Below are 21,611 nucleotides of genomic sequence, written 5' to 3'. Positions count from 1 at the left end.
TTAGAGTTAAGAAATTATGTTCAGGTTTACATAATCTTTTTTTCAATTTTACATTCCCTTGACAATGGTCGAATAAATAAATGCTATAGTACTTTGTGCTTAGATATTTGAGCAGGTAGTGAGTCTGCAAAGGAGGCTAAGGAATTGGTATAAGGGAATAAAATAACCGCTATCAATTAGCTTTTTAAGGGGCGCATAGTTGTATTAGCCAAAGGTTTTTTTCGTTGAGAGGATCTGTATGTAAAATGTTTGTTTTTAATTGATTGCAAATGGATTTATTAGGAGGCAGGATTACACGAATGTTTAATTTCATAAGTAAACATAAGAAGTGGCACAGTATTGTCATGACGCTGATTATGTTAATTTCTATGGTATTGCCTGTGCGTCAGGCGATGGCAACTACAGACACATTGGTTGAATGGAAAAATCTAAGTACCCAAAATGCAACCAGTGGAATTCCCGCAAATTTTGATCCTGTAAAAAAAACGATATCGGCAGTTGGGGCTGGTGGAACTTACTCCTATCCGGCAGGTCCAATCAGTGGTGATGCAGCCATTAGCCAAAACGGGTGGAAAACTGCGACACCGTCATATTGGCAAGTCTCTTTTGCTACTACAGGATACTCGCAAATTCAGTTATCCTCCAAACAAGCGAGTTCCGGTACAGGTCCAAGAGATTTTAAACTTCAATATAACTTGGATAATAGCTTGGATGAATCGAAATGGATAGATTTGAAGAGTTACTCTGTGGGCAATTCCGGTAATTCAGACTGGACTACAGGTGCACTAAGTAACATTGATCTGCCACTAGCCAACGATAAATCAGTAGTTTATGTTAGATGGCTTGTTTCATCATCTTCTCTAACTGTTGCTGGGAACGCGATTCCAGCGGGCGGTACAGGTACTGGTTCTAGCAGGATTGCCGATATTACCATTACCGGCACACAGATAAATCCCGGTCAATCTACAGCCGTAACAGGAGTTACGTTGAATAATACCGCTCCATCGATGACAGTTGGAGGTTCCGTGTATGGTCTGATCGCGAACGTGAGTCCGACCGACGCGACGAACAAAGTGGTCACATGGAGCTCAAGCAATGCAGCTGTAGCCAATGTAAACAGTAACGGTGTAGTGACTCCACTAGCTGAAGGCACGGCGGTGATCACAGCAACAACGGCAGATGGAGGTTTTACGGCGACTAGCACAGTAACAGTAGCGCCTGCGCCAGTGCAGACGAAGACAGCTAATCCTGTTGCCTCGAAGCTCACTTTTCCTAGTTTAACTAGTGTTACGGGATCAGCCGGAGCTGTTGCTGGCAGCGTCCTAGTATCTGTTTATGCCGATTCTAATAAGACAACGCAGATCGGTTCGGGGACTTCCGCAGCTGATGGATCCTTTAACCTAACTTTATCCAACCAGCAATCCCAAACAACTATATATGTTACGGCGCAGGAGAACGGTAAAGATTCGAGCGATCCGGTCGCCGTTAGTTATACCGCAACACAAGTCATTAATCCTGGTGACGTCGTTCTAAGTCAGTTGTATGTGAATGGCGGTAACTCAGGAGCGTTTTATAAAACAAAGTTTATTGAACTATATAATAATACAGATCATGATATTAACCTTAATGGTTGGTCTATCGCTTACACCTCTGCGGCTACAATGTCGTTTGGAGCTGGAAAGCCGTTATCGGGTACGATTAAGGCACATGGCTATTTCTTAATTACTTTTCAAACGGGTACAACGGGTAAAGATCTGCCAATTGCAACTGATTTAGATGTAGCTGGACTCACGACTAGCGGATCTACGGGCGGTGCTATCGTACTTGCCAAAAAAACGACGGCAGTAACAGGCGTTACTGATCCGGATGTGGTAGATTTGCTTGCTTATACGAATGCTGCAACAACGGTTTTTAAGAATCCTTTATATTGGGGACAGCCTTTTGTTGCTACAAATGTGGGCAGTGGTACTATACTACGGTTGACCAACGCAGGCTCTGATCCTAGAGGAGCAATTGGTTTTAATAACGGATGGTTTACAAAAGATCCTTCTAAAGATTTTGTTGTAAATACCCCTGCGTCCACGAGTAATCCGGCTGAAGTGATCATCCGAAATTCAAACTATATGCTTTCTCCGGATGCATCGAAAATAACGTTTACCACAAGTGGTGGTACAAGTACAGTTGTAGGTTCAGCAGGAGCTGTTCCGGCATCGTCAACGGTAAAAGCTTATTTGGAAAGTAACGGTACTGTTTCTAACACGGTTCAAGCCAAATCCGCGACGGACGGATCCTTTACTTTAAGTTTCCCTAATCCAGGTAGTTCGGTTTATTTGACTCATACGGATACACAAGAAAGCAAATATACACGTATCGACGTAACCGGATACACCAGCACCGTAACTACGATTGATCAGTTGCGCAAAAACGACACGAACGGCTTACCTCTCAATATCGGCTATTCAGCAATGATCGAGGGTGTCGTAACGTCAAGCAATAAAGCGCTGGGTCCTGAGAAAACAAATTTCTATATTCAGGACGCAACAGGTGGAATAAATGTAATCGGCGGCACAGATCCATCTGCACCTATTCAATTAGGCCATAAAATGAGAATTACAGGTAAACTAGCCTTTACAGCAGGAACAACGCAATTCATTCCTGCCTCCATGCTGGATGAAGGGGTGAATACACTCCCGAATACAACTCCAATGACGTTGAATTCCTGGAACGCATACGCAAATACTGAACCAATGGAAGGTAAATTAGTTTCTTTCAAGGGTAAAGTGACGAATATTCCTGCTTCAGGTCCAGACTATAACGTGACGGTTACAGACGAGTCTGACAATACAGCTATTGTGAGCATTCTGAGTACTACCGGAATCGATGTGGCAGGCGGAGCTGTTTCGTTGGGCGAAACTTATACGTTCACAGGTATTGTGAAGCAATCCAAACAAGCTTCTCCATATACCAGCGGTTATGCTCTGCTTCCAAGGAAAGCTGGAGATATTCAAGGCGAACTGCAGCTCATGCATACTCCATTGCAGAAAGCATACATCGGTGTGGATACTAATTTTAAAGCGACTGCGAAATTTGCAGATAGTGTAACAATCTGGTATAAAGGCCAGTCGGACATGACTTATACGTCTGTTGCTATGGTATCGGCTGATAAGCTGAACTACAATGGCAAGATTGCAACTGCCAGCATGCCTGCCGGAAAATTGCTCTATTATATAGAGGCGATAAGCGGTGGTAATGTGAAAAACGTCGGTAGCGTGGTAGAGCCAATTTCCATCGATGTGGTGGAAGATAAAGACGGACCCGCATATGCCGATTTCCTTCCTCTGGAAGGGGACGAGATCGAAACTAAGCATCCCGCAATCTCCGCCAGTATGGAGGATGCGAATGGAGTCGATCAGACATCCGTCAAAATTTGGATAGATGGTGTCAATGACTTTACGTCAAAGGCTGCTATTACAGAGACAAGAGTCAAGTTGACGCTAACGCCAAGTGACGATTTGAGCACTGGTGAACATGCGGTAACGATATCAGGCAAAGATAAACTTGGTAATGAATCAACCCGAACCTGGAAGTTTAAAGTCGCTGAGAGATTTACCGGCGGTAATCATTACTACGGAACAACACATAATCATACTGACATTTCCCATGATGCCACGGGTACCCCGGAGGATGCCTTGAAAGCAGCCATGGCGCATGATTATGACTTCTTCGCTTTCTCTGATCATTCACATGATATCGATGCTTCTCAAGTTGGCTCGGATACCGTTGATCATAATGGAATGCCGGAGCGGACAGGCGGCTCCGATTGGGCGCTAACGAAGAGTTTGGCTAAAAATTATACAAAAGACGGCAGTTTTGTTGTTTTCCCGGCTTTCGAAATGACCTCCACGACTTGGGGACATTCCAATGTGTTCGGTACTTCTAACTTTATCGATCGTGTTGAAAGCGGAGGCAAATATCAAAATTTGCAAAACTATTATGCTTGGGTTCTGACATACGACAACATTGTTGCGCAATTCAATCACCCGGCAATGTCGGCGAACGCATTCGACAACTTCATTCCTTATGATAAGAATGTGGATAGGCTCTTTACGATGCTAGAGGTTGGTAATGGGTCGGGGAAATACTCCTATGCGAATGCCCAAGAGAAGCTTTTCAGTGCTCTGGATTTAGGATGGCATGTTGCCCCAACTTATGGCGAGGATAACCACGATGCTACTTGGGGTCAAACCAAAAAGCGTACTGTCATCGTCGCTAATGATCTTTCTCAGGATTCCCTTATGGAAGCCATGCGTAAAATGCGTGTTTATTTCACAGAAGATTCGAATGCAAAGCTAGATGTGTCTGCAAGCGGATGGTACATGGGGTCTACCACAGACACCAAGAATCTGCAGTTTAACATCGTCGGAAGCGATTCTGTTTTGGAACAGCAAACTGACCCGAAATATAGTTATCTGAAGACAATTAGTGACGATAACATTGCAAAGGTCGAACTGCTTACAAATGGCGGAAGGGTTATAGACAGCTATACACCGACTGAAAATCAAACTTCGTTTACTTGGACACCTACCGTTAATGTCATAGGTGGGCAGCAATGGTTCATTACTCGTGTAACACAGAAAGACGGAGACCGTATTTACTCTGCGCCGATCTGGTCTCCAGTAGAACCTGTATCGGTAAAAGTAAGCGATGTGACGGCTGTTGATGGAGCTATTGTCGGCGGTTACAATGCAGCGTTAAAAGCGGGTATTAGCAACATGGGCACTGTAGACATTACCAATATGACGGCACACTTCTACTATGATCAAGTAGATTCCGGTCATCTCATTGGAGATGCTCAAATATCTTCCTTGAAAGTGAATCAATCCACAACGGCAAGTATTGTTTGGAATAATCCTCCTACAGGAAACCATACCGTCATTGTCATAATGAATTCTGTGGATCAAGATCTCGGAGATAATCGATTTGAACAAGTGTTTACAGTCAAAGCGCCTCTAGGGAAAACGATCCTTATTGATGCTTCGAAACAAAACGAAAATACAACCAAAGATGCGGGCACATACAAAGATAATTTTAAATTATTTACAACCATGATGAGACAGCAGGGATATACAGTGGCCGAGAATACAGAAACCATCACAGACGATGTACTCAAGAATGTCTCGGTAATGTATATTTCGCATCCAGCTTCGGCCTACAGTAGTACGGAGATCGCAGCTATTTCCAAATTTGTCGGGCAAGGCGGATCTCTGTACCTAGCAGAAAAGAGTAATTATGGCGGTTCCAATCAAAATCTGAATGCCATTTTATCTGGTGCGGGTTCGAGCCTCATGGTGAATAATGATGGTATTTTCGATGAGACGTCGGATGGGAACTTCTGGGGGACACCGCTCAATTCCAATTTCTCAGTTCGTGCGCATCCGAAACCGGTTAGCAATAATTTAACGGATTTTGTTTCTACAATTGAATATTATAGCGGCTCGAGTCTAGCTAAGAATGATGGTACCGGCAAAAAAGTTGCGCTGACCAATACCGATTCAATTACGATATTGGTACGTGGTAACGAATCCACATTCCAAGACTCAACCCTAGTTAAGGCGGATACCGCTACGTATAATGTTCACACCTCTAATGGTAAGTCGGGACCAGCGTTAACCGATGTAACAGGCGGGTCAGCTATACCACTCGTTGCTTCAGAGGTCGTAGGTAACGGTAGAATCGTTGTCTCGGGGATGAATATTTTCAATGACAAACAGATGGATCAGACTTACAACCCCAAAGGGAACGACCCGTTTGCACTTAACGTAGTGAACTGGCTGTCCCACCTGGAACCAAAAGTGACGAATATCGCTGATGCGCGCAAGCTACCAGAGGGTTCTCAGGTTTTAATTCAGGGTAAAGTGACGACAGCTGCGGGTGTATTCTTCGATGCTGCATATGTTCAAGACGATACTGGAGGCATTATGGCATTTAATGAGGTGCCAGTCGGAACGCTCAAGTTCGGCGATGTAATCCGAGTATATGGACATATTAAAATTTTCGAAAACAATACAGAGATTGAGTTCGATAAGTTTACTAACAGTATTGTGCAGGTCAGCTCTGGTACACCAATTGAACCGAAAATTGTCAATACGAAAGATTCAGTGTCCGATACCTACCAAGGACAGTTAGTGAAAGTAACCGGTAAAGTTACTGCGAGACCGGATGACACTACTTACTTGATTGACGATGGTTCGGGTGAGGTTATGGTTTTCGTAGATGGCTTCATTATCAATCAAAGCGGACCGATTCCTCAGCTTAAAGTAGGGGATACGCTCGAGGCTGTTGGCCTCTCTGGTAAATACGCCATGGGAGATCGGATTCGAGTCAGAGATACGAAAGAGTTAAAACAAATCGTAGGCGTTCAAGTTCCGGTAACGGGAGTAACGCTTAACAAATCCACGCTGAGCCTGACCGTAGGAAGCAGCGAGACGCTGACATCAACGGTAGCACCTGATACGGCGACGAATAAAGCCGTGACGTGGAGCACTAGCGACAGCAAAGTAGCCACAGTAGCGGATGGTGTCGTGACTGCTGTGAAAGCAGGTACGGCGACGATTACCGTGAAAACGGCGGATGGAAATTTTGAAGCATCTACTGATGTTACAGTCACAGCGGCTTCGAATCCGGATACCAACGGAGGTAGAGGGGATACAAGCTCAAGTCCAACTAATACTGAGCCGACTGGCACGGTCAAGGTAACCATAGATCAGCTTAAAGTTAAAGAAAACGGTAAGGCGACAGTAGTTATAAAACCTGATACGACAGAAGTCAAATTACCATCAAATACTTCTGAGTTGCTGGCGAACAACAAGCTTGAAATTAAGTCAGATAAATTAAAGTTGGAGCTTCCAACTGATCTCCTTAAGCAATTGGAGAATAAATTCACTAAAGAAGAATTGAAAGATAGTACAATTTCTCTGAAGATGAATCCGTTAAGCGTAACAGCGGCGGAAGCTATTATTACCCAAAGCAAGATTTCATCTAATGCGGGTGTTAAGCTTGCAGGCGATGTGTACGAATTCAGTTTGTCGATTACTTCGGCTGACGGGAAGACGGAGTATCTTGCCAAGTTCGATCAGCCGATCACCATTCGATTAAAGGTGGATCCAAGCATTAATAAGAAGGAAGCGGGTATATTCTACATCTCTGATCGAGGGGATTTGGAGTATATAGGCGGTGAATACAAGGACGGTGAAATGGTGGCGCAAATCAGCCATTTCAGTAAATACGCTGTTCTAGAAGTGAAGAAAGCTTTCAACGATTTACCGGTTAGTCACTGGGCGCACAACGTAATTACAGAGCTAACGTCCAAACAAATTCTAAGTGGAACGAGTCAAACAACGTTTGAACCAAGCCGTTCAATTACACGCGCGGAATTTACAACGATGCTGGTAAAAGCATGGAAGCTGAACGAATCCGACAAGGTAGTTTTCAGCGATGTATCAGCAAATGCTTGGTATGCCAAAGCAGTTGCTAGCGCATATACGGCGGGTATTATTAGCGGCAAGACTTCTAACCAATTTGATCCGAATGGTCTCATTACCCGTGAAGAAATGGTCACCATGATGATGAGATCCTATGAGGTTCACATAGGTAAGAAGCTAGAGGCTATCTCTGACTCTAGCTTTAAGGATATGGACAGCGTCTCCTCATGGGCAGCGAGCAGCGTGCAAGCGGCAGCTAAGCTGGGATTCATACAAGGACGCGCACCAGGCCAATTTGATCCATCGGGAATTACTTCTCGTGCGGAAGCAGCCCAAGTCATTTACAATCTGCTTTATCATTCCTAATCAAGTCCTGATTCAGGGAGGGTGTCATTCGAAAGAATGGCATCTCTCTTACTTTTATATTAGACAGGGGGATAATCATGTACAGGCTATCTGTTTCTGCCAGCCGTATGGCTCTATGTATCTTGACTGCAGTCATGCTTATAGTTATACCGTTTAAGCAAGCGGTCTATGCTCATGCTTATAGCGCGAGCTACACCACGTTGGATTTGACTAAATCTCAAACGGGGTTAACGTTCGCCATTGATGAGCTTTCTGTCATCGAGTTGGCTGGCGGAGACAGCAATGATAACAAGATGTTGGAGCCCGAAGAATTTGAACGCATCAAAGAGAAGTTTGCTGGCATTGTTAAACAGAATTTGACTATGAAAATTGGCGGAGAAGTCCAATCCGAAATGCAGCTTCAAAGCATTGCACTGGATCGGCAAGGTGATGCGACAAAGGTTATTTTAAAAGCTGCCTATCCTCCAGTAACCGCCGGCAAGCCAGTGTCTTTGAAGGATACATTTTATCAAAATGATTCGAAAGCCAATTATGTTGATCTTTTAACGATCCATTATGGAACGGAGAGCAGTACGTCGGCATTATCTGCTCAGAATCGCAGCTGGACTATGATGCTTACAGATAATGAAATTTCAGGTTTGTCACAAGATTTGCAAAGTATGAAGGCGCAGCCGTCACCAAATCATGAAAAGTCGGCAGTTGGCAGTCACGCAGCGGATGCAGTTAAGAAAAATGACACGCCCTCAGATTGGTTTTCATTCTTCAAGCTGGGTATGAATCATATTCTAGGCGGTTATGATCATTTGCTCTTCTTATTCTCATTGCTCATCGCTCGGCAGACATTTAAACAGTACGCAACAATGATCACCGCTTTTACAATTGCGCACAGTTTAACATTAACGTTGACGGTTTTTAATATCATTCATGTTTCTCCAGCCATCGTTGAACCTCTGATTGCGCTTAGTATTTGCTATGTGGCGCTTGAAAATATTGCCCGTCAGACTGTTAGTCTTCGCTGGGTGTTGACCTTTCTATTCGGACTCATTCACGGCATGGGATTTGCCGACATTTTAAAAGAAATGGAGATTCCCAAAGCTGAGCTAGCCACTGACTTAATCAGTTTTAACCTTGGGATCGAAACGGTCCAACTCACCATCGTAGGCGTGTTGATTCCCCTTTTATACATGCTTCATCGCTTTAAATATGCTAGAAGAATCGTCATCTCAGGCTCTAGTCTGGCGTTGTTGTTAGGCGCGATATGGTTGATCGAAAGGGTATTCCAAGCTTAAAATCATCGAGATCATACAGGGTAGGAGGTATTATTTTGTATCAAGCAGCTATTCATAGGAAACCCCAGAAATCTAGCGCCAATCTGTTTGCTGCACTTTTACTTGCATGTATCGTATGTTTATATGTTTTCTCAAATTACGCACCGGGAACCATCTTTCATCACCCCAAGCTGCAGCTGTTTAAGACGATGTTCCTAAGCATTATTATCGAGGCAATGCCGTTTATATTAATTGGCGTTTTCATCTCAGCGATTCTGCAAGTGTTTGTATCTGAACGTGCGATTCGGAGAATAATTCCTCGTAATCCCTTATTAGGTATTCTTACGGCAAGTGTGCTTGGCATTATATTTCCCATCTGTGAATGCGGAATGGTACCGGCGATCCGGAAGTTGATTCGCAAAGGGATGCCGATTCATGTAGCAACAACGTTTATCCTAGTAGGTCCAATTCTGAATCCAATTGTGTTCTGGTCAACCCTTACCGCTTTTCGCAATCGTCCCGAAATGGTTTACACGCGTATGGGATTGGCTTTTATCGTCGCGCTATTGATTGGGTTGATTGTGTACCGGTTTGTCAAAAGCAATCCATTACGTTGGAGCGAGAAGGATAGTGTGCTTGGAGAAGATAATCATCATCATGATCATTCCCCAGAAGGCACAAACAAATTGGTTAGCGTTATGGGACATTCGATTGAAGAATTTTTTGAAATGGGCAAGTATTTGATGTTCGGAGCCTTTCTCGTTGGCATACTGCAGACCTTCGTTAGTCAGGATAGTCTGGTCGCTGTAGGACAAGGAGAAGGAAGCGCGAATTTGCTTATGATGGGTCTGGGCTTTCTGCTGTCTCTCTGTTCAACCTCAGATGCTTTTGTTGCTCAGTCATTTATTTCGACCTTTTCCAAAGGGTCGCTAATCGCCTTTATGGTGTTTGGACCTATGCTGAATTTGAAAGGCTTACTGATGATGTTAGCCGTTTTCAAAACAAAGTTTGTCGTATTACTCAGTCTGTTAATTATTATTTTCGTTTATGCAGGTTCCTTAATCTTAGAATATACCATGTTGAAATGAGGTGAAACGATTGCCTATGAATTGGAATTACGAAGCCGTGCATCGCATGATTAAAACAGGTATACTGATTGGCTTTGCGAGTCTAGTCATCTATCTAATTGTTACAGGAAATATGCTGCTTTACATTGCGCCACATTTGATGTTCTATGTTGAAGTTAGTGCTGCTGGGCTTGTCATTATGGCTGGCTTTCAAATCTATATTTTAGTTCTTTCCCTTAAAAAGAAAGTGGTCGTTTGTGATTGTGGGCATGACCATGTTCATGAACAAGATCATGGGTTCAGACACAGTCACAGCCACGGACCTTCGCGCTCCATATGGATGCATGTAGGTATCTACAGTCTGTTTGCATTACCGCTTATACTAGGCACCTTGTTGCCGAATACGGCTCTTGCCGGTTCACTTGCACAAAACAAAGGAATGAATGTTAGCGGCGTTGCTGCGAAGGCCAAAGCGGGGTCCTCAGAGCTTGTCGAAATCGATGGAAATGCAGATGCAGAGCTTAAAAAAATGTTTAAGACAAATGTTTATAATCGGGACTATGCCAAGTTAGGTATCCAATTATATAACCATGAGCTAATTGAAATGAAAGATGAATGGTTTATAGAGAAGTTGCAAGCGATCAACACATTTGTGGAAAACTTCCAAGGAAAGCAAATTAAAATGACTGGTTTCGTATATCGAGAGAACGGATTATCGGAAACGCAATTTATTTTGGGGCGGATGGCCATGACACATTGTATAGCGGATATCTCTCCTTACGGAATCGTAAGTGAGACAGTGGATGCTGCCCAGTATAAGAATGATTCATGGCTTACGATAACTGGAACCATTGACCAAACGATGTATCATGGACAGAAAGTAATGAAGATTAACATTGACAACATTGAGCCGGCAACCGCTCCGACGGTACCCTATGTCTATCCGGATTGGAATTTTGCAAGTAAACTATAAAGTCATCTTAGTATTTCAATGGAGGTGCCCGAATGGCGCTCGGTATTGGCAGTCTTGTTCTTATTGCTTTGGCAGCAGGCTATTTCATTTTAAATTTCTACAAGCATAAAGAGGCTTTGCATAGAGCAATTGGAAAAGCAATCATCACTCTGTTTGCTGTGGTTACTAGTACAGCATTTAGTATCGTAGCTATCCAAGTGTTTGAATATAATGTGTATTTGTCTTTTGTGGTTTCGATGCTTTTTGTCATTTGTGTTGGATATGCGGCAGGTAACTTCTATCGGGTGTATACGATTTGGAACACGATCTTAACAGGCATACTTGGAGCAATACTTGGCATGCGTTTTGGGATGACGCTCTATCTGTCTAGCAAAGTGATATTTATCGCGGATGTTTTATTGATCATGATACTGTTTCTGCTATTAAAAATAGTTGAATGGCAATCTAGTGTGATACGCCCTCATAAAAGAACCAAAACACCACGGACAAAGAAAACGAATGTTCAAACGGTTGTTGGTTTAAGTGTCATTTATAGTTTGTTTGTATGTAGTATGGGCATATTGCTCTTCGTACAGAAAGATACCATTTCATTAGGTCAAATAGGGCAAACGCAATCGCAAGAAGCCCGCTATGACGAAGTGAACGATCTTCAAACGGCAAGGATTGAATTGAACGCTGGGGGATTTAACCCGAAGCAAATTAGTTTTAAAAAAAGCATTATGATTAAGGCGGTCTTTGTTGTATCAGTTTCCTCCGATGTAGGAATGACATTGGTTTCTAATGATCTGCACATTAACGCTCCTTTGAAGTCAGGTGAGAATGTGTTCTTGCTAAACAACCCGCAGCCAGGTACTTACGCTTACTCGGTGGGATCCAAGTCAATACAAGGGACTTTTACAGTCAAATAAATAATTGGGGGAGCGATTGCCATCTCAGTGGAATCTGGATATAATTAGCAAGAAATTAAGATAAATTGAAAGTGTGGGTTACAGATGGCTGATGAACGTGCCGAGGACAAATTAGCCAGAATCATCGATGCAGCCAGAATGTATTACCAATTGGATTACAGCCAGCAAGAGATTGCACAAACGTTTGGTATTTCTCGTCCGACGGTATCCCGTTTTTTGCAACAGGCTAAAGAAGAAGGATATGTTGAGATCAGAATTAAAGATCCTAGGGGAAATAATGAGTATCTGGCTAAAGAGATCGAGAAGAAATTTCAGTTAAAGAAAGCAATCATTGTATCCGTACCTCAGTATGAAGACGCGATCGTCAAAAAGTATTTGGGCGAAGAAGCAGCCACGTACTTGGATGAGATAGTCAAAGATGGTGACATTATTGCTATGACATGGGGAACCACGTTATATGAGTTGGCTAGTAATTTGAAGTCTAAGCCTCTAAAGGATGTCAAGGTTGTTCAGTTAAACGGGGGGGTTAGTCATTCAGAAATAAATACCTATGCCTATGAGATTGTAAGTTTGTTTGGTAAAGCATTCCATACAATACCCTATTTCATACCACTGCCAGCTATTGTTGACCATTCTGTAGTCAAACATGCGATTGAGGCAGACCGGCATATTCGCAATATTCTTAATCTGGGCAGGCTATCAAATATCGCAATTGTTACGGTTGGGGCGCCGACCGAAGATTCCGTGTTGGTTAAAGCGAACTACTTTTCGGAGTCCGACTTAAAAATAATTTATGAAAAAGGCGCTGGAGATATTTGCTCCCGCTATATTGATATAGATGGAAATATTTGCTCGGATGAGCTAAACCAACGAACGATCGGCATTGAACTGGAAGAGCTGAAAAAGAAAGAACAATCAATTCTTATCGCAGGTGGCGTAAAGAAGGTGGATGGCATTTACGGCGCACTTCGCGGCAAATATACGAATGTGCTCATAACCGACCAATTTACGGCGAAGTGTTTATTGGAACGCAGCAGTGTAAAACCAATTTAAGAAAAAGGATCGGAGGGTGGCCAATGCGGCTGCAGTCCGGTCCTTTTTATTTGCCCCGAAAAGACCATCATTGTATAAGACGAATGTACTGATGATGGAAGCAGAAGTCTATACAACCTGAAGTGAAAAATCATGTTACAATATTGATCAAGAAATCATAACGGGTTGATGAAAAGGGGAGCTGGCATGGAGGATGTTCATCTGCATTTAAAAAATCTTGGCTTCACGGACCTAGAAGCCAAGTGCCTGCACGTGCTCGCCGAAAACGGCACGCAGACGGGCTACGAAATCGCCAAGCAGCTTGGCGTTTCGCGCTCGAATGTCTACTCCGCACTGCAGAAGCTCGCGGAGAAGGGGGCTGTGCTCACAAGTCACGGTGAGCCTACGCATTATCAGAGCGTGCCGATCGAAGAGATCGGCGAGCGGATTGAAGCGGAACTGCAAGCCTCGATCCGCTACGTGAAAGCGCATATGCCGAAGCAGGGTGCGCACCGCTCGGAGTACTTCAGCTTGGAGGGAGACGCAAAGGTCATCGAGCGTATACGAACGGAGCTGAAAAAGGCGAAGGAAGAGGCGCTCTGTGAGCTATGGTCGGAAGAAGCGCAGCTTCTGAAGGAAGCTCTTAGGCAAGTGCCAGCACAAGGCGTGCGCTTGCTGGTTTCGACGATTGGCGAAGCGGAGCTGCCAAGCGGGGCTCATCGATTCCAGCACGGACGCGAGGAGGGTTGGCAGAAGCGCAATGGGCGGAAATTTACGCTGCTGATCGACCGCAAGCTGGCGATTGTTGGCACACGAGGCGGTGATGAACCGGCTCTGGCGATGATGACAGAGCATCCAGCGATGGTGGAGCTGCTGCTGAACAATTTTTTCCGCGATGTGGTGATCCATGAGCTTCAGCAGGATATGGGCGCAAAGCTGGAAGATAAATATGGCAAGAACTTCAAAAAAATTATTCAGAAGTATACGGAAATGAAGATGATGGATCCCCAACCGGAGGATGTAGGGAAGTCGTTGGAAGTCAAGTCTAGTGAAGGAAAGTCTGCCGAAGGAAAAAGGAGAAAGAAGAAATGACGCTGCATGACGGGCAACAAACGAAGATAGAGGGAATTCTACTCGCAGCGGAAGCGCTCGTGAAGGAGAAGCTGGAGCGCGATAGCAGCGGCCACGACTGGTGGCACATTTATCGCGTGGTGCAGACGACGAAGCGCATTGCTGCCCAGGAGGGCGCGGACGGTTTCGTCTGCGAGCTTGCGGCGCTGCTTCACGACGTCGTCGACGAGAAGCTGAACGCCGATCCAGCCGCTGCGCAGCGCGAGCTGGAGGCGTGGCTCGCTGCCAGCGGGACGCCAGCGGAGCAAGTGCAGCACGTGCTGGAGATCATCAGCACGATGTCGTTTAAGGGCGGCGCGCGTCCGCCAATGCGCACGCTGGAAGGCCAGGTCGTGCAGGATGCCGACCGGTTGGATGCGATAGGCGCGGTAGGCATCTCGCGCGTATTCGCTTATTCGGGCTGGAAAGGCCGCCCGATTCACGACCCTACCGTCATGGCCCGTGAGCATATGACGGAGGAGGAGTATCGCGCTGGGAAAGATACCGCGATTAATCACTTTTATGAGAAGCTCCTGAAATTGAAGGAGCTTATGAACACTGCCTACGCCAGGCAGCTGGCAGAGGAGCGGCACCGCTTCATGGAGCAGTACCTCAAACAATTTTACGCGGAGTGGGAAGGCGATCGGTAACAAACGAAAAAGAGCCAATGATGGCTCTTTTTTTTGGTGAGATGGGCTGATCTTTTCGCGTTTGCAGGTAAGATTGTTGTACAGCATACAACATTTTTTGGGATTTCATGGTTCAAAATGAAAACTGTTGTACGCTGTACAACAATTTGGTCTAATTTGCTTAAAAGATGCTCGATTTGAGGGAAATTGTTGCACTTTGTACAACTCCGGGGTGAATATCCTTGCTTTCAGGGACACATTGTTGTATAAAGTACAACTTCGCTTCACTTTCGGTTAAATACCAAGCTTATCATGCTACTTTTTCGGTTATTTACCTAGCTAATCAGGCTACTATTCGCTCCATCGCCCAGCCCGATTACTGGGGAGAAGTGGTGTGTAGGATCGTTTCCCCCAGCCATCACTCAAAAGACGGCTTCGACAACGGAGCAGGTCTCCGGTCTACAGGGTCTTATTGTCCCATTTATTACACATCAACGACCCGCATTCAACAAAAAAAGCTGCAAGAACAGTTTTCGTCGCATTTTGTGATAAAATAGAAGGAATGATTAATTAACTTCGAGTAGAAAGAGATGTTATGACGATGAAAAGAGAAGCAAAGTATATTGCGACAGTTTCATTAGGCGTTATGGGAGCAGGCTTTTTAGCCACACTGCCGGTATCTTCAACCATATGGGGAACCTTTTTACAAGGTGGTTTTGAGGCTGGAGTTGTAGGCGGCTTGGCTGACTGGTTTGCGGTTAGTGCCCTGTTCCGTCATCCGCTTGGCATTCCGATTCCACACACGGCCTTATTGCCGAGGAATCGTGAGAGGATCACGAAAGCGCTCGTTTCGACGGTTGAAAATGAACTGCTTTCCAAAGAAACCATTCGTGTCCGTTTGCAGCAAATTAGTTTCCTTGAACGTGGACTTGAGCTGGCGGAGAGCCAATTGGACAATGTCGCGCTTCACAAAGGTCTCTCGACACTTGCCAAGCAGGCCATTAACGCGATTGATCTGGAAAAATTGACGCCGCTCTTGGTCGAGGAAATTCATAAAGCACTCCAAGACGTAGATTCGAGTCGACTCGTTCGCACGATTGTAAATAGCATTGTCGATGGCGGTTATGACGGCAAAACGTTTGATATTGTTATCGATAAAGTGGAAGCATGGGCTGTTAAGACGGATACGCGCGATCAACTGGGCGCTATGGCGCTCAAAGCGTTAGAGGGTCTGCAGTCGAATGGTTTCATGGCATTTGCTGTTAATGCGTTCATCGGTATGGTGAATGAAGAGAAGATTGGCGGCATTATCCAGAACTTCGTTCTTTCCTACATTGAGCAGATGCGGACGAAGAATCATCCGCGCAGAGAAGCGGTTCTTACCTTTATTCGGAATGAACTGAACAAGCTGGATCGGAATCCGCAGCTTTTGGCTGAGCTAGAAGGTTTGAAGGCGAAACTGCCCGGTTTATTTGATATCGATGAGAAATTATCGGGGCTGTTAGAGCGGTTGAAGGCGAAGGCAGAGGATTACGTGGATCAGACCGATTTTGTGCCTCAGTATGTGGTTCCGGTCATTCGTAAAATGCTGATGTCGGTGAAAGAAAACGAGGATATGCTGCAGCGCGGCGAGAGCTGGATTCAAGAGAAAATCGCTGCTTATTTGGAGCAAAATCACAGCAAAATCGGTCAACTCGTGAAAGATAATCTGGATAAGCTGACGGGCGAAAAGTTGACCCAGTTGATGGAAGATAAGCTAGGCAATGATTTGCAGTGGATTCGTGTTAACGGTGCCATTTGCGGATTCATCATCGGACTTGGCTTGGCAGGGTTAAAAATGCTGTTTTAATTGAAAAACGACGGGACTTGCCCGAGTGGAGGTAGGCATTTTGATCGAGATTAAAGGCGTTAGTAAGACGTTTGTTCAGCGATTAGGCGGCAGCTATCAGGCGCTGGATAATATCACTTTAACGATTGAAAAAGGGGAGTTCGTCTCCTTGCTGGGCCCATCCGGATGCGGCAAATCGACCGTGCTGAACTTGGTCGCAGGCTTCGATACGCAGAGTGAGGGCGTTATTCAGGTGAATGGGAAAAAGGTGACCGGCGCTGGAGCGGATCGTGTCGTCGTGTTCCAGGAGCATGGACTATTCCCATGGTTGACGGTGCTGGACAATGTTGCCTTCGGTCTCAAGCAGAAGGGTATTGGAAAAAAAGAGCGTTACGAGCTGGCGATGGAACAGATCAAAGCGGTGCATCTCAGCCGGTTTACAGATCGTTATCCGCATGAGCTTTCGGGCGGGATGAAGCAGCGGGCTGCAATCGCTCGGGCGCTTGCCATGGACCCAGAGATTTTGCTGATGGACGAGCCATTCGCCGCTTTGGATGAGCAAACGCGCCTTATTTTGCATAAAGAACTGGAAGAAATCTGGATGCGTACGCGCAAAACGATCCTCTTCATTACCCATAACATTCGTGAAGCCGTGATCCTCTCGGATCGTGTATTCGTGATGTCCACGCGTCCCGGGACGATTAAGAAGGAGTTCGCCGTGAAAGCAGCGAGACCGCGGGACAGCGCAGACACCGTACTCCATCATGTGGAGAATTCGATTATGGATGCGCTGGCTGACGAGCTGGAGAAAGTGGTAAGGGAGGAGACTGGCGATGAGTACATCATCAAGAAGAACGATTTTTCTGGTACTGCTTCTGATAGCTTGGGAGGCGGGATTTAGATTATTCGGATGGGGCTGGAAGTTCCCTTCGCCCACCCAAACCTTGCAAGCCTTCTACGACGGGTTGGTGCATGGAGAACTGCTCCAAGCGACAATTGCGAGTATGGCGAGGTTGTTGGTGTCCTTTGCTTTATCTTTGCTGATTGGTACAACCCTTGGGTTCCTATTCGCACGCTACAAAATGCTGGATGATACGCTTGGATTTCTGGTGGTTTCTTTGCAGACTATTCCGAGTATTGCTTGGCTGCCTTTTGCTATTATTTGGTTCGGTCTTAACGAATCGTCGGTCATTTTCATTACAACACTCGGAGCAACCTGGACGATGGCGTTGGCCAGCCGTACCGGGATCAAAAATATCCCACCCATTTATTTGCGCGCCGCGCAGACGATGGGAACGGGCAATGGGTTTAATCTATTCGTGCAGGTCATGATTCCTGCCGCTTTCCCGCATTTGATCAATGGTGTTCGTACAGCTTGGGCTTTCGCATGGCGCGCGCTTGTTGCTGGTGAGCTTATTGCCAAAGGGGCTGGGCTAGGCCAGCTATTGCAGGATGGAAGAAATCTTGGCGATACCTCGCTAATGCTGTGTATTGTCATTATTATCGCGGTACTGGGCACGGTATCTGATCACTTCTGCTTCAAGAAACTCGAAGATAAAGTGCTGGAGCGCTACGGCCTCGCTGGCTCGAAGTCTTGAGTAGGGAGTGAGTCGGATGAGGAAACAGGCGTGGGTGCTGATGCTGCTTTTGGTCACTGTTTTAGTCCTGAGTGCATGCGGGGAGAAGTTGACTTCTTCTGGCAAGGCTCAGGTTGTTAGGGTCGGTGTGTTTAAAAATGTCACGCACGCTGCGGCGTATATCGCACTGGAAAAAGGTTATTTCGCCCGGGAATGGGGCAGCGAAGTGAAGATCGAAGTCACGGCGTTCGATAACGGCTCTGACTTGTCTATCGCTATGGCGACAGGGGATATCGATGTCGGATTCGTTGGTCCTGGACCTGCGACAACTTTCTATTTGAAAAGTGGGAATTACCGGGTCGTATCCGGTTCGAATAATGGCGGCGCGGTGCTTGTGGCCCGGAATGGCTCAGGAATTAATAGTGTTAAAGATTTAGTAGATAAAACAATCGCGATTCCGTCCAAAGGAAACACTAACGAAATCTCGCTGCGCATGCTGCTGCAGCAAGAAGGTGTGAGCTTGGGCAGAGGTGCAGAGAGTGCGCACCTCATCGTGCGCTCCCCGTCGGATGCGCTGATCTCCTTCCGTCAGAATGAGATTGATGCGACGCTCATCCCCGAGCCTTGGGGGACACAGATCGAGAAGGCCGGGCTTGGCAAAGTCGTCGCCGACTGGAAGGCGATCCCGCCGAACAACGGCGACTATCCGACGGTCATCATGGTCGCGAGCGACAAATTCATTGCGCATCACCGGGATATGGTGAAAGGCGCAATTAAGGCGAACAGGGATGGCATCGCATTCATCCAGAACAGTCCGGAGCAAGCCTATGATCTCATCAACAACCAGCTGAAGCAATACAGCGGCAAAGGGATGGACAAAGGCTTGATCAAAGCTTCGCTGAGCCGTTTGAAACTTACCACCGACGTTGACGTCAAGGTGATGGAGGAGATGGCGAAGGTGTCCATCGATGCCCGCTATATTAAGGACATTAATAAAGAGGAGCTCGACCTTCGTAATTTCGTCGATTTGTCGATGCTCGAAGAGGTAAAGAATGGGAAATGAAGAGAAGAGCCTGATTCATCTAGTTTGGATGAATCAGGCTCTTCTCTTCTTTAAGGGCAGCAAGAATAAGCGCGTTTTCCGCGCTTATTCAGTACGGACACTCAGGACGGTCAGCTGAGAAGTCGATATTCGACCTCTCAGACACTGGCGACGAGCTTCGGCTCGAGGAACTCCTGCTGAAAGCGCGTATTTCGCGCTTATGAGTACGGGGTTGCAAAAATAAGCGCGTTTTCCGCGCTTATGTGCAGTACGGACACTCAGGACGGTCAGCTGAGAAGTCGATTTCAAACCTCCCAGACACTGTCGACGAGCTTCAGCTCGAGGAACTCCCGCTGAAAGCGCGTTTTCCGCGCTTATATGTACGGGGCAGCAAGAATAAGCGCGTTTTCCGCGCTTATGCAGTACGGACGCACAGGACGGTCAGCTGAGAAGTCGATTTCCGACTTCTCAGACACTGTCGACGAGCTTCGGCTCGCGGAACTCCCGCTGAAAGCGCGTTTTCCGCGCTTATGTGCAGTACGGACGCACAGTACGGTCAGCTGAGAAGTCGATTTCCGACCTCTCAGACACTGTCGACGAGCTTCGGCTCGCGGAACTCTCGCTGAAAGCGCGGAAAACGCGCTTATTTGTAGGTGGCTAACTTTTTCTGATGCTTATTTACTGGTGCTTATTTTCTGATGCTTGTTTTCTGATGCTTGTTTACTGGTGTTTTTATTCTAATTTTTTTGATCTAAGTGTTTCGTTTCCTAGCTTGTGTTTGTTGGTTTTTTGAAGAAATGGAGAATTACCCATTCAATCGCGCCCAGGTTTCGCGAAGTTGTACTTCGTGCAACAATTTACTTGATTTCTTCTATGAAAGCTCCAGATGTTGTACGCTGTACAACAATTTATCCTATTTCCGAGTCATAGAGCTACTTTTGGCTAGAATTGTTGTATTTTTTACAATAATCGCGGGGAAAACATGGATTTTCCTGTCTAAAGTTGTAGAAAATACAACATTACACACGGACTAGCAAGTAAATGTTTAAACATATACGTAATTCGAGCCGTATCAACCTACACAAAATGACGAAGGATGGCGTAAGCTGTCTTTTTTTATTCACTGCACAGTGATCTATTGGTTATTTACAGAAAATTAAGAATATTATATGAAATTTTGTGTTGTCAAACGGAGAAAATGGATTTATACTGGAAATAGTTTCAATATGAAAGCGATTCCATATAACGTTGCTTGTGTAATTTCAGCTCATTTTTTTATTTTATGCAATATGGAATCGGTACCAGACGTTTTTGCAGAAACCCATAGGAAGGTGGTTGTAACATGGAAACGAATCTGCCGCAAGCTAACGTTGGCGCTGCGGTGAAGAAGAAAAATGCTGATCTGGGAAAAAGATTATGGCAACACAAGCAGTTATATCTCATGCTCCTTCCCTGTTTTGTATTTTTCGTTATTTTTTCGTATATCCCGATGGGTGGACTCATGCTAGCCTTTAAGAATTACCAGTTTAACAAGGGAATCCTTGGCAGTCCTTGGGTGGGGTTAACGTATTTCAAAGCTTTTTTTAACGACTATCAAAGTGGAAAGCTGATTAAAAACACACTGATTATCAGCAGTATCAAAGTATTTCTGGGGCTGCCTTTTCCGATTCTGCTTGCGCTGATGTTCAATGAGGTCAGAAGCCGAAGATTTCGCGGGATCACACAGAGCATATCCTATTTACCGCATTTTCTTTCCTGGGTTATCGTCATTGGCCTTATGCAGCGGGTGCTTGCTCCCGAAACAGGGCTGCTGAACGAGGCGATCCGATTCTTCGGAGGAGACGGAAGCACTTTTTTCATGATGGAGAGTAAGTACTTTTATCCACTCATGTTTGGAAGCCATATTTGGCAAAGTATAGGCTGGGATTCCATCATTTATTTGGCCGCTATTGCCAGCATTAATCCTGAGCTGCATGAAGCTGCCAAGATCGATGGCGCTAATAAATGGCATGAAATCTGGCACGTTACCTTGCCGGGCATTCGATTAACGATTTCGATCTTGTTTATTTTGTCGCTGGGCAGCATACTGCAGGCGGGATTTGATCAAATTTATCTCATGAGAACACCCGGGAATATGGAGTTAGCCGATATTCTTGACACTTATATCATTCGTGTAGGCCTTCAAAATGGGCAATATGGTTATGCGACGGCTGTTGGTTTAATGCAGGGTGTTATTGGACTGATTCTTGTTGTAACGGCCAATCGAGCTTCCAAAAAGTTTTTTGACGAATCCATATGGTAACGTTACCATGAATTCCGCTTTTCAACTG

Annotated in this window: 13 protein-coding genes; all 13 read left to right on the top strand. The window is 45.4% G+C overall.

The window, feature by feature from the left end; translation table 11 throughout:
• The first annotated feature begins 299 nt into the window (after window positions 1-299).
• The 13 genes from ACBP55_RS33790 to ACBP55_RS33730 all read left to right on the top strand — a co-directional run bounded on the left by ACBP55_RS33790 (window position 300) and on the right by ACBP55_RS33730 (window position 21,583).
• On the top strand, window positions 300-7,847 hold the full coding sequence (locus tag ACBP55_RS33790; protein WP_464647984.1) for an S-layer homology domain-containing protein: 7,548 nt from the start codon (window positions 300-302) through the stop codon (window positions 7,845-7,847).
• Window positions 7,848-7,924: 77 nt separating this feature from the next.
• On the top strand, window positions 7,925-9,136 hold the full coding sequence (locus ACBP55_RS33785; RefSeq protein ID WP_464647982.1) for a HupE/UreJ family protein: 1,212 nt from the start codon (window positions 7,925-7,927) through the stop codon (window positions 9,134-9,136).
• 35 nt (window positions 9,137-9,171) lie between these two features.
• Window positions 9,172-10,203, top strand: coding sequence for a permease (locus ACBP55_RS33780; RefSeq protein ID WP_464647980.1), 1,032 nt, complete (start codon window positions 9,172-9,174; stop codon window positions 10,201-10,203).
• A gap of 16 nt (window positions 10,204-10,219) precedes the next feature.
• Window positions 10,220-11,155: a TIGR03943 family putative permease subunit gene (locus ACBP55_RS33775; RefSeq protein ID WP_464647978.1), complete on the top strand. Its 936-nt coding sequence runs from the start codon at window positions 10,220-10,222 to the stop codon at window positions 11,153-11,155.
• Window positions 11,156-11,187: 32 nt separating this feature from the next.
• On the top strand, window positions 11,188-12,063 hold the full coding sequence (locus ACBP55_RS33770; RefSeq protein ID WP_464647976.1) for a cupredoxin domain-containing protein: 876 nt from the start codon (window positions 11,188-11,190) through the stop codon (window positions 12,061-12,063).
• An 84-nt stretch (window positions 12,064-12,147) separates the two neighbouring features.
• Window positions 12,148-13,116 carry a sugar-binding transcriptional regulator gene (locus tag ACBP55_RS33765; RefSeq protein ID WP_464647975.1) on the top strand — a complete coding sequence of 323 codons (969 nt, stop codon included), beginning with the start codon at window positions 12,148-12,150 and terminating at the stop codon, window positions 13,114-13,116.
• A 168-nt stretch (window positions 13,117-13,284) separates the two neighbouring features.
• A complete protein-coding gene (locus tag ACBP55_RS33760) occupies window positions 13,285-14,187 on the top strand; it encodes a TrmB family transcriptional regulator (RefSeq protein WP_268616646.1) in 903 nt (300 codons plus the stop codon).
• Window positions 14,184-14,855 carry an HD domain-containing protein gene (locus ACBP55_RS33755; protein ID WP_464647973.1) on the top strand — a complete coding sequence of 224 codons (672 nt, stop codon included), beginning with the start codon at window positions 14,184-14,186 and terminating at the stop codon, window positions 14,853-14,855. The genes ACBP55_RS33760 and ACBP55_RS33755 overlap by 4 nt, the downstream gene beginning before the upstream one ends.
• A 580-nt stretch (window positions 14,856-15,435) precedes the next feature.
• Window positions 15,436-16,683, top strand: a complete 1,248-nt coding sequence (locus ACBP55_RS33750) for a DUF445 domain-containing protein (protein ID WP_464647971.1) — start codon at window positions 15,436-15,438, stop codon at window positions 16,681-16,683.
• 40 nt (window positions 16,684-16,723) lie between these two features.
• On the top strand, window positions 16,724-17,563 hold the full coding sequence (locus tag ACBP55_RS33745) for an ABC transporter ATP-binding protein (protein ID WP_464647969.1): 840 nt from the start codon (window positions 16,724-16,726) through the stop codon (window positions 17,561-17,563).
• Window positions 17,496-18,260, top strand: a complete 765-nt coding sequence (locus ACBP55_RS33740; RefSeq protein WP_464647967.1) for an ABC transporter permease — start codon at window positions 17,496-17,498, stop codon at window positions 18,258-18,260. Before ACBP55_RS33745 ends, ACBP55_RS33740 begins: the two co-directional genes overlap by 68 nt.
• A gap of 16 nt (window positions 18,261-18,276) precedes the next feature.
• Window positions 18,277-19,302, top strand: coding sequence for an ABC transporter substrate-binding protein (locus tag ACBP55_RS33735; RefSeq protein ID WP_464647966.1), 1,026 nt, complete (start codon window positions 18,277-18,279; stop codon window positions 19,300-19,302).
• A 1,321-nt stretch (window positions 19,303-20,623) separates the two neighbouring features.
• Window positions 20,624-21,583, top strand: coding sequence for an ABC transporter permease (locus ACBP55_RS33730; RefSeq protein WP_464647965.1), 960 nt, complete (start codon window positions 20,624-20,626; stop codon window positions 21,581-21,583).
• Window positions 21,584-21,611 lie beyond the last annotated feature (28 nt).

It is taken from the genome of Paenibacillus sp. WG02, assembly GCF_055396115.1.
The sequence above is the reverse complement of the archived record's forward strand: the minus strand, read 5'-3'. Positions and strand labels throughout refer to the sequence as shown.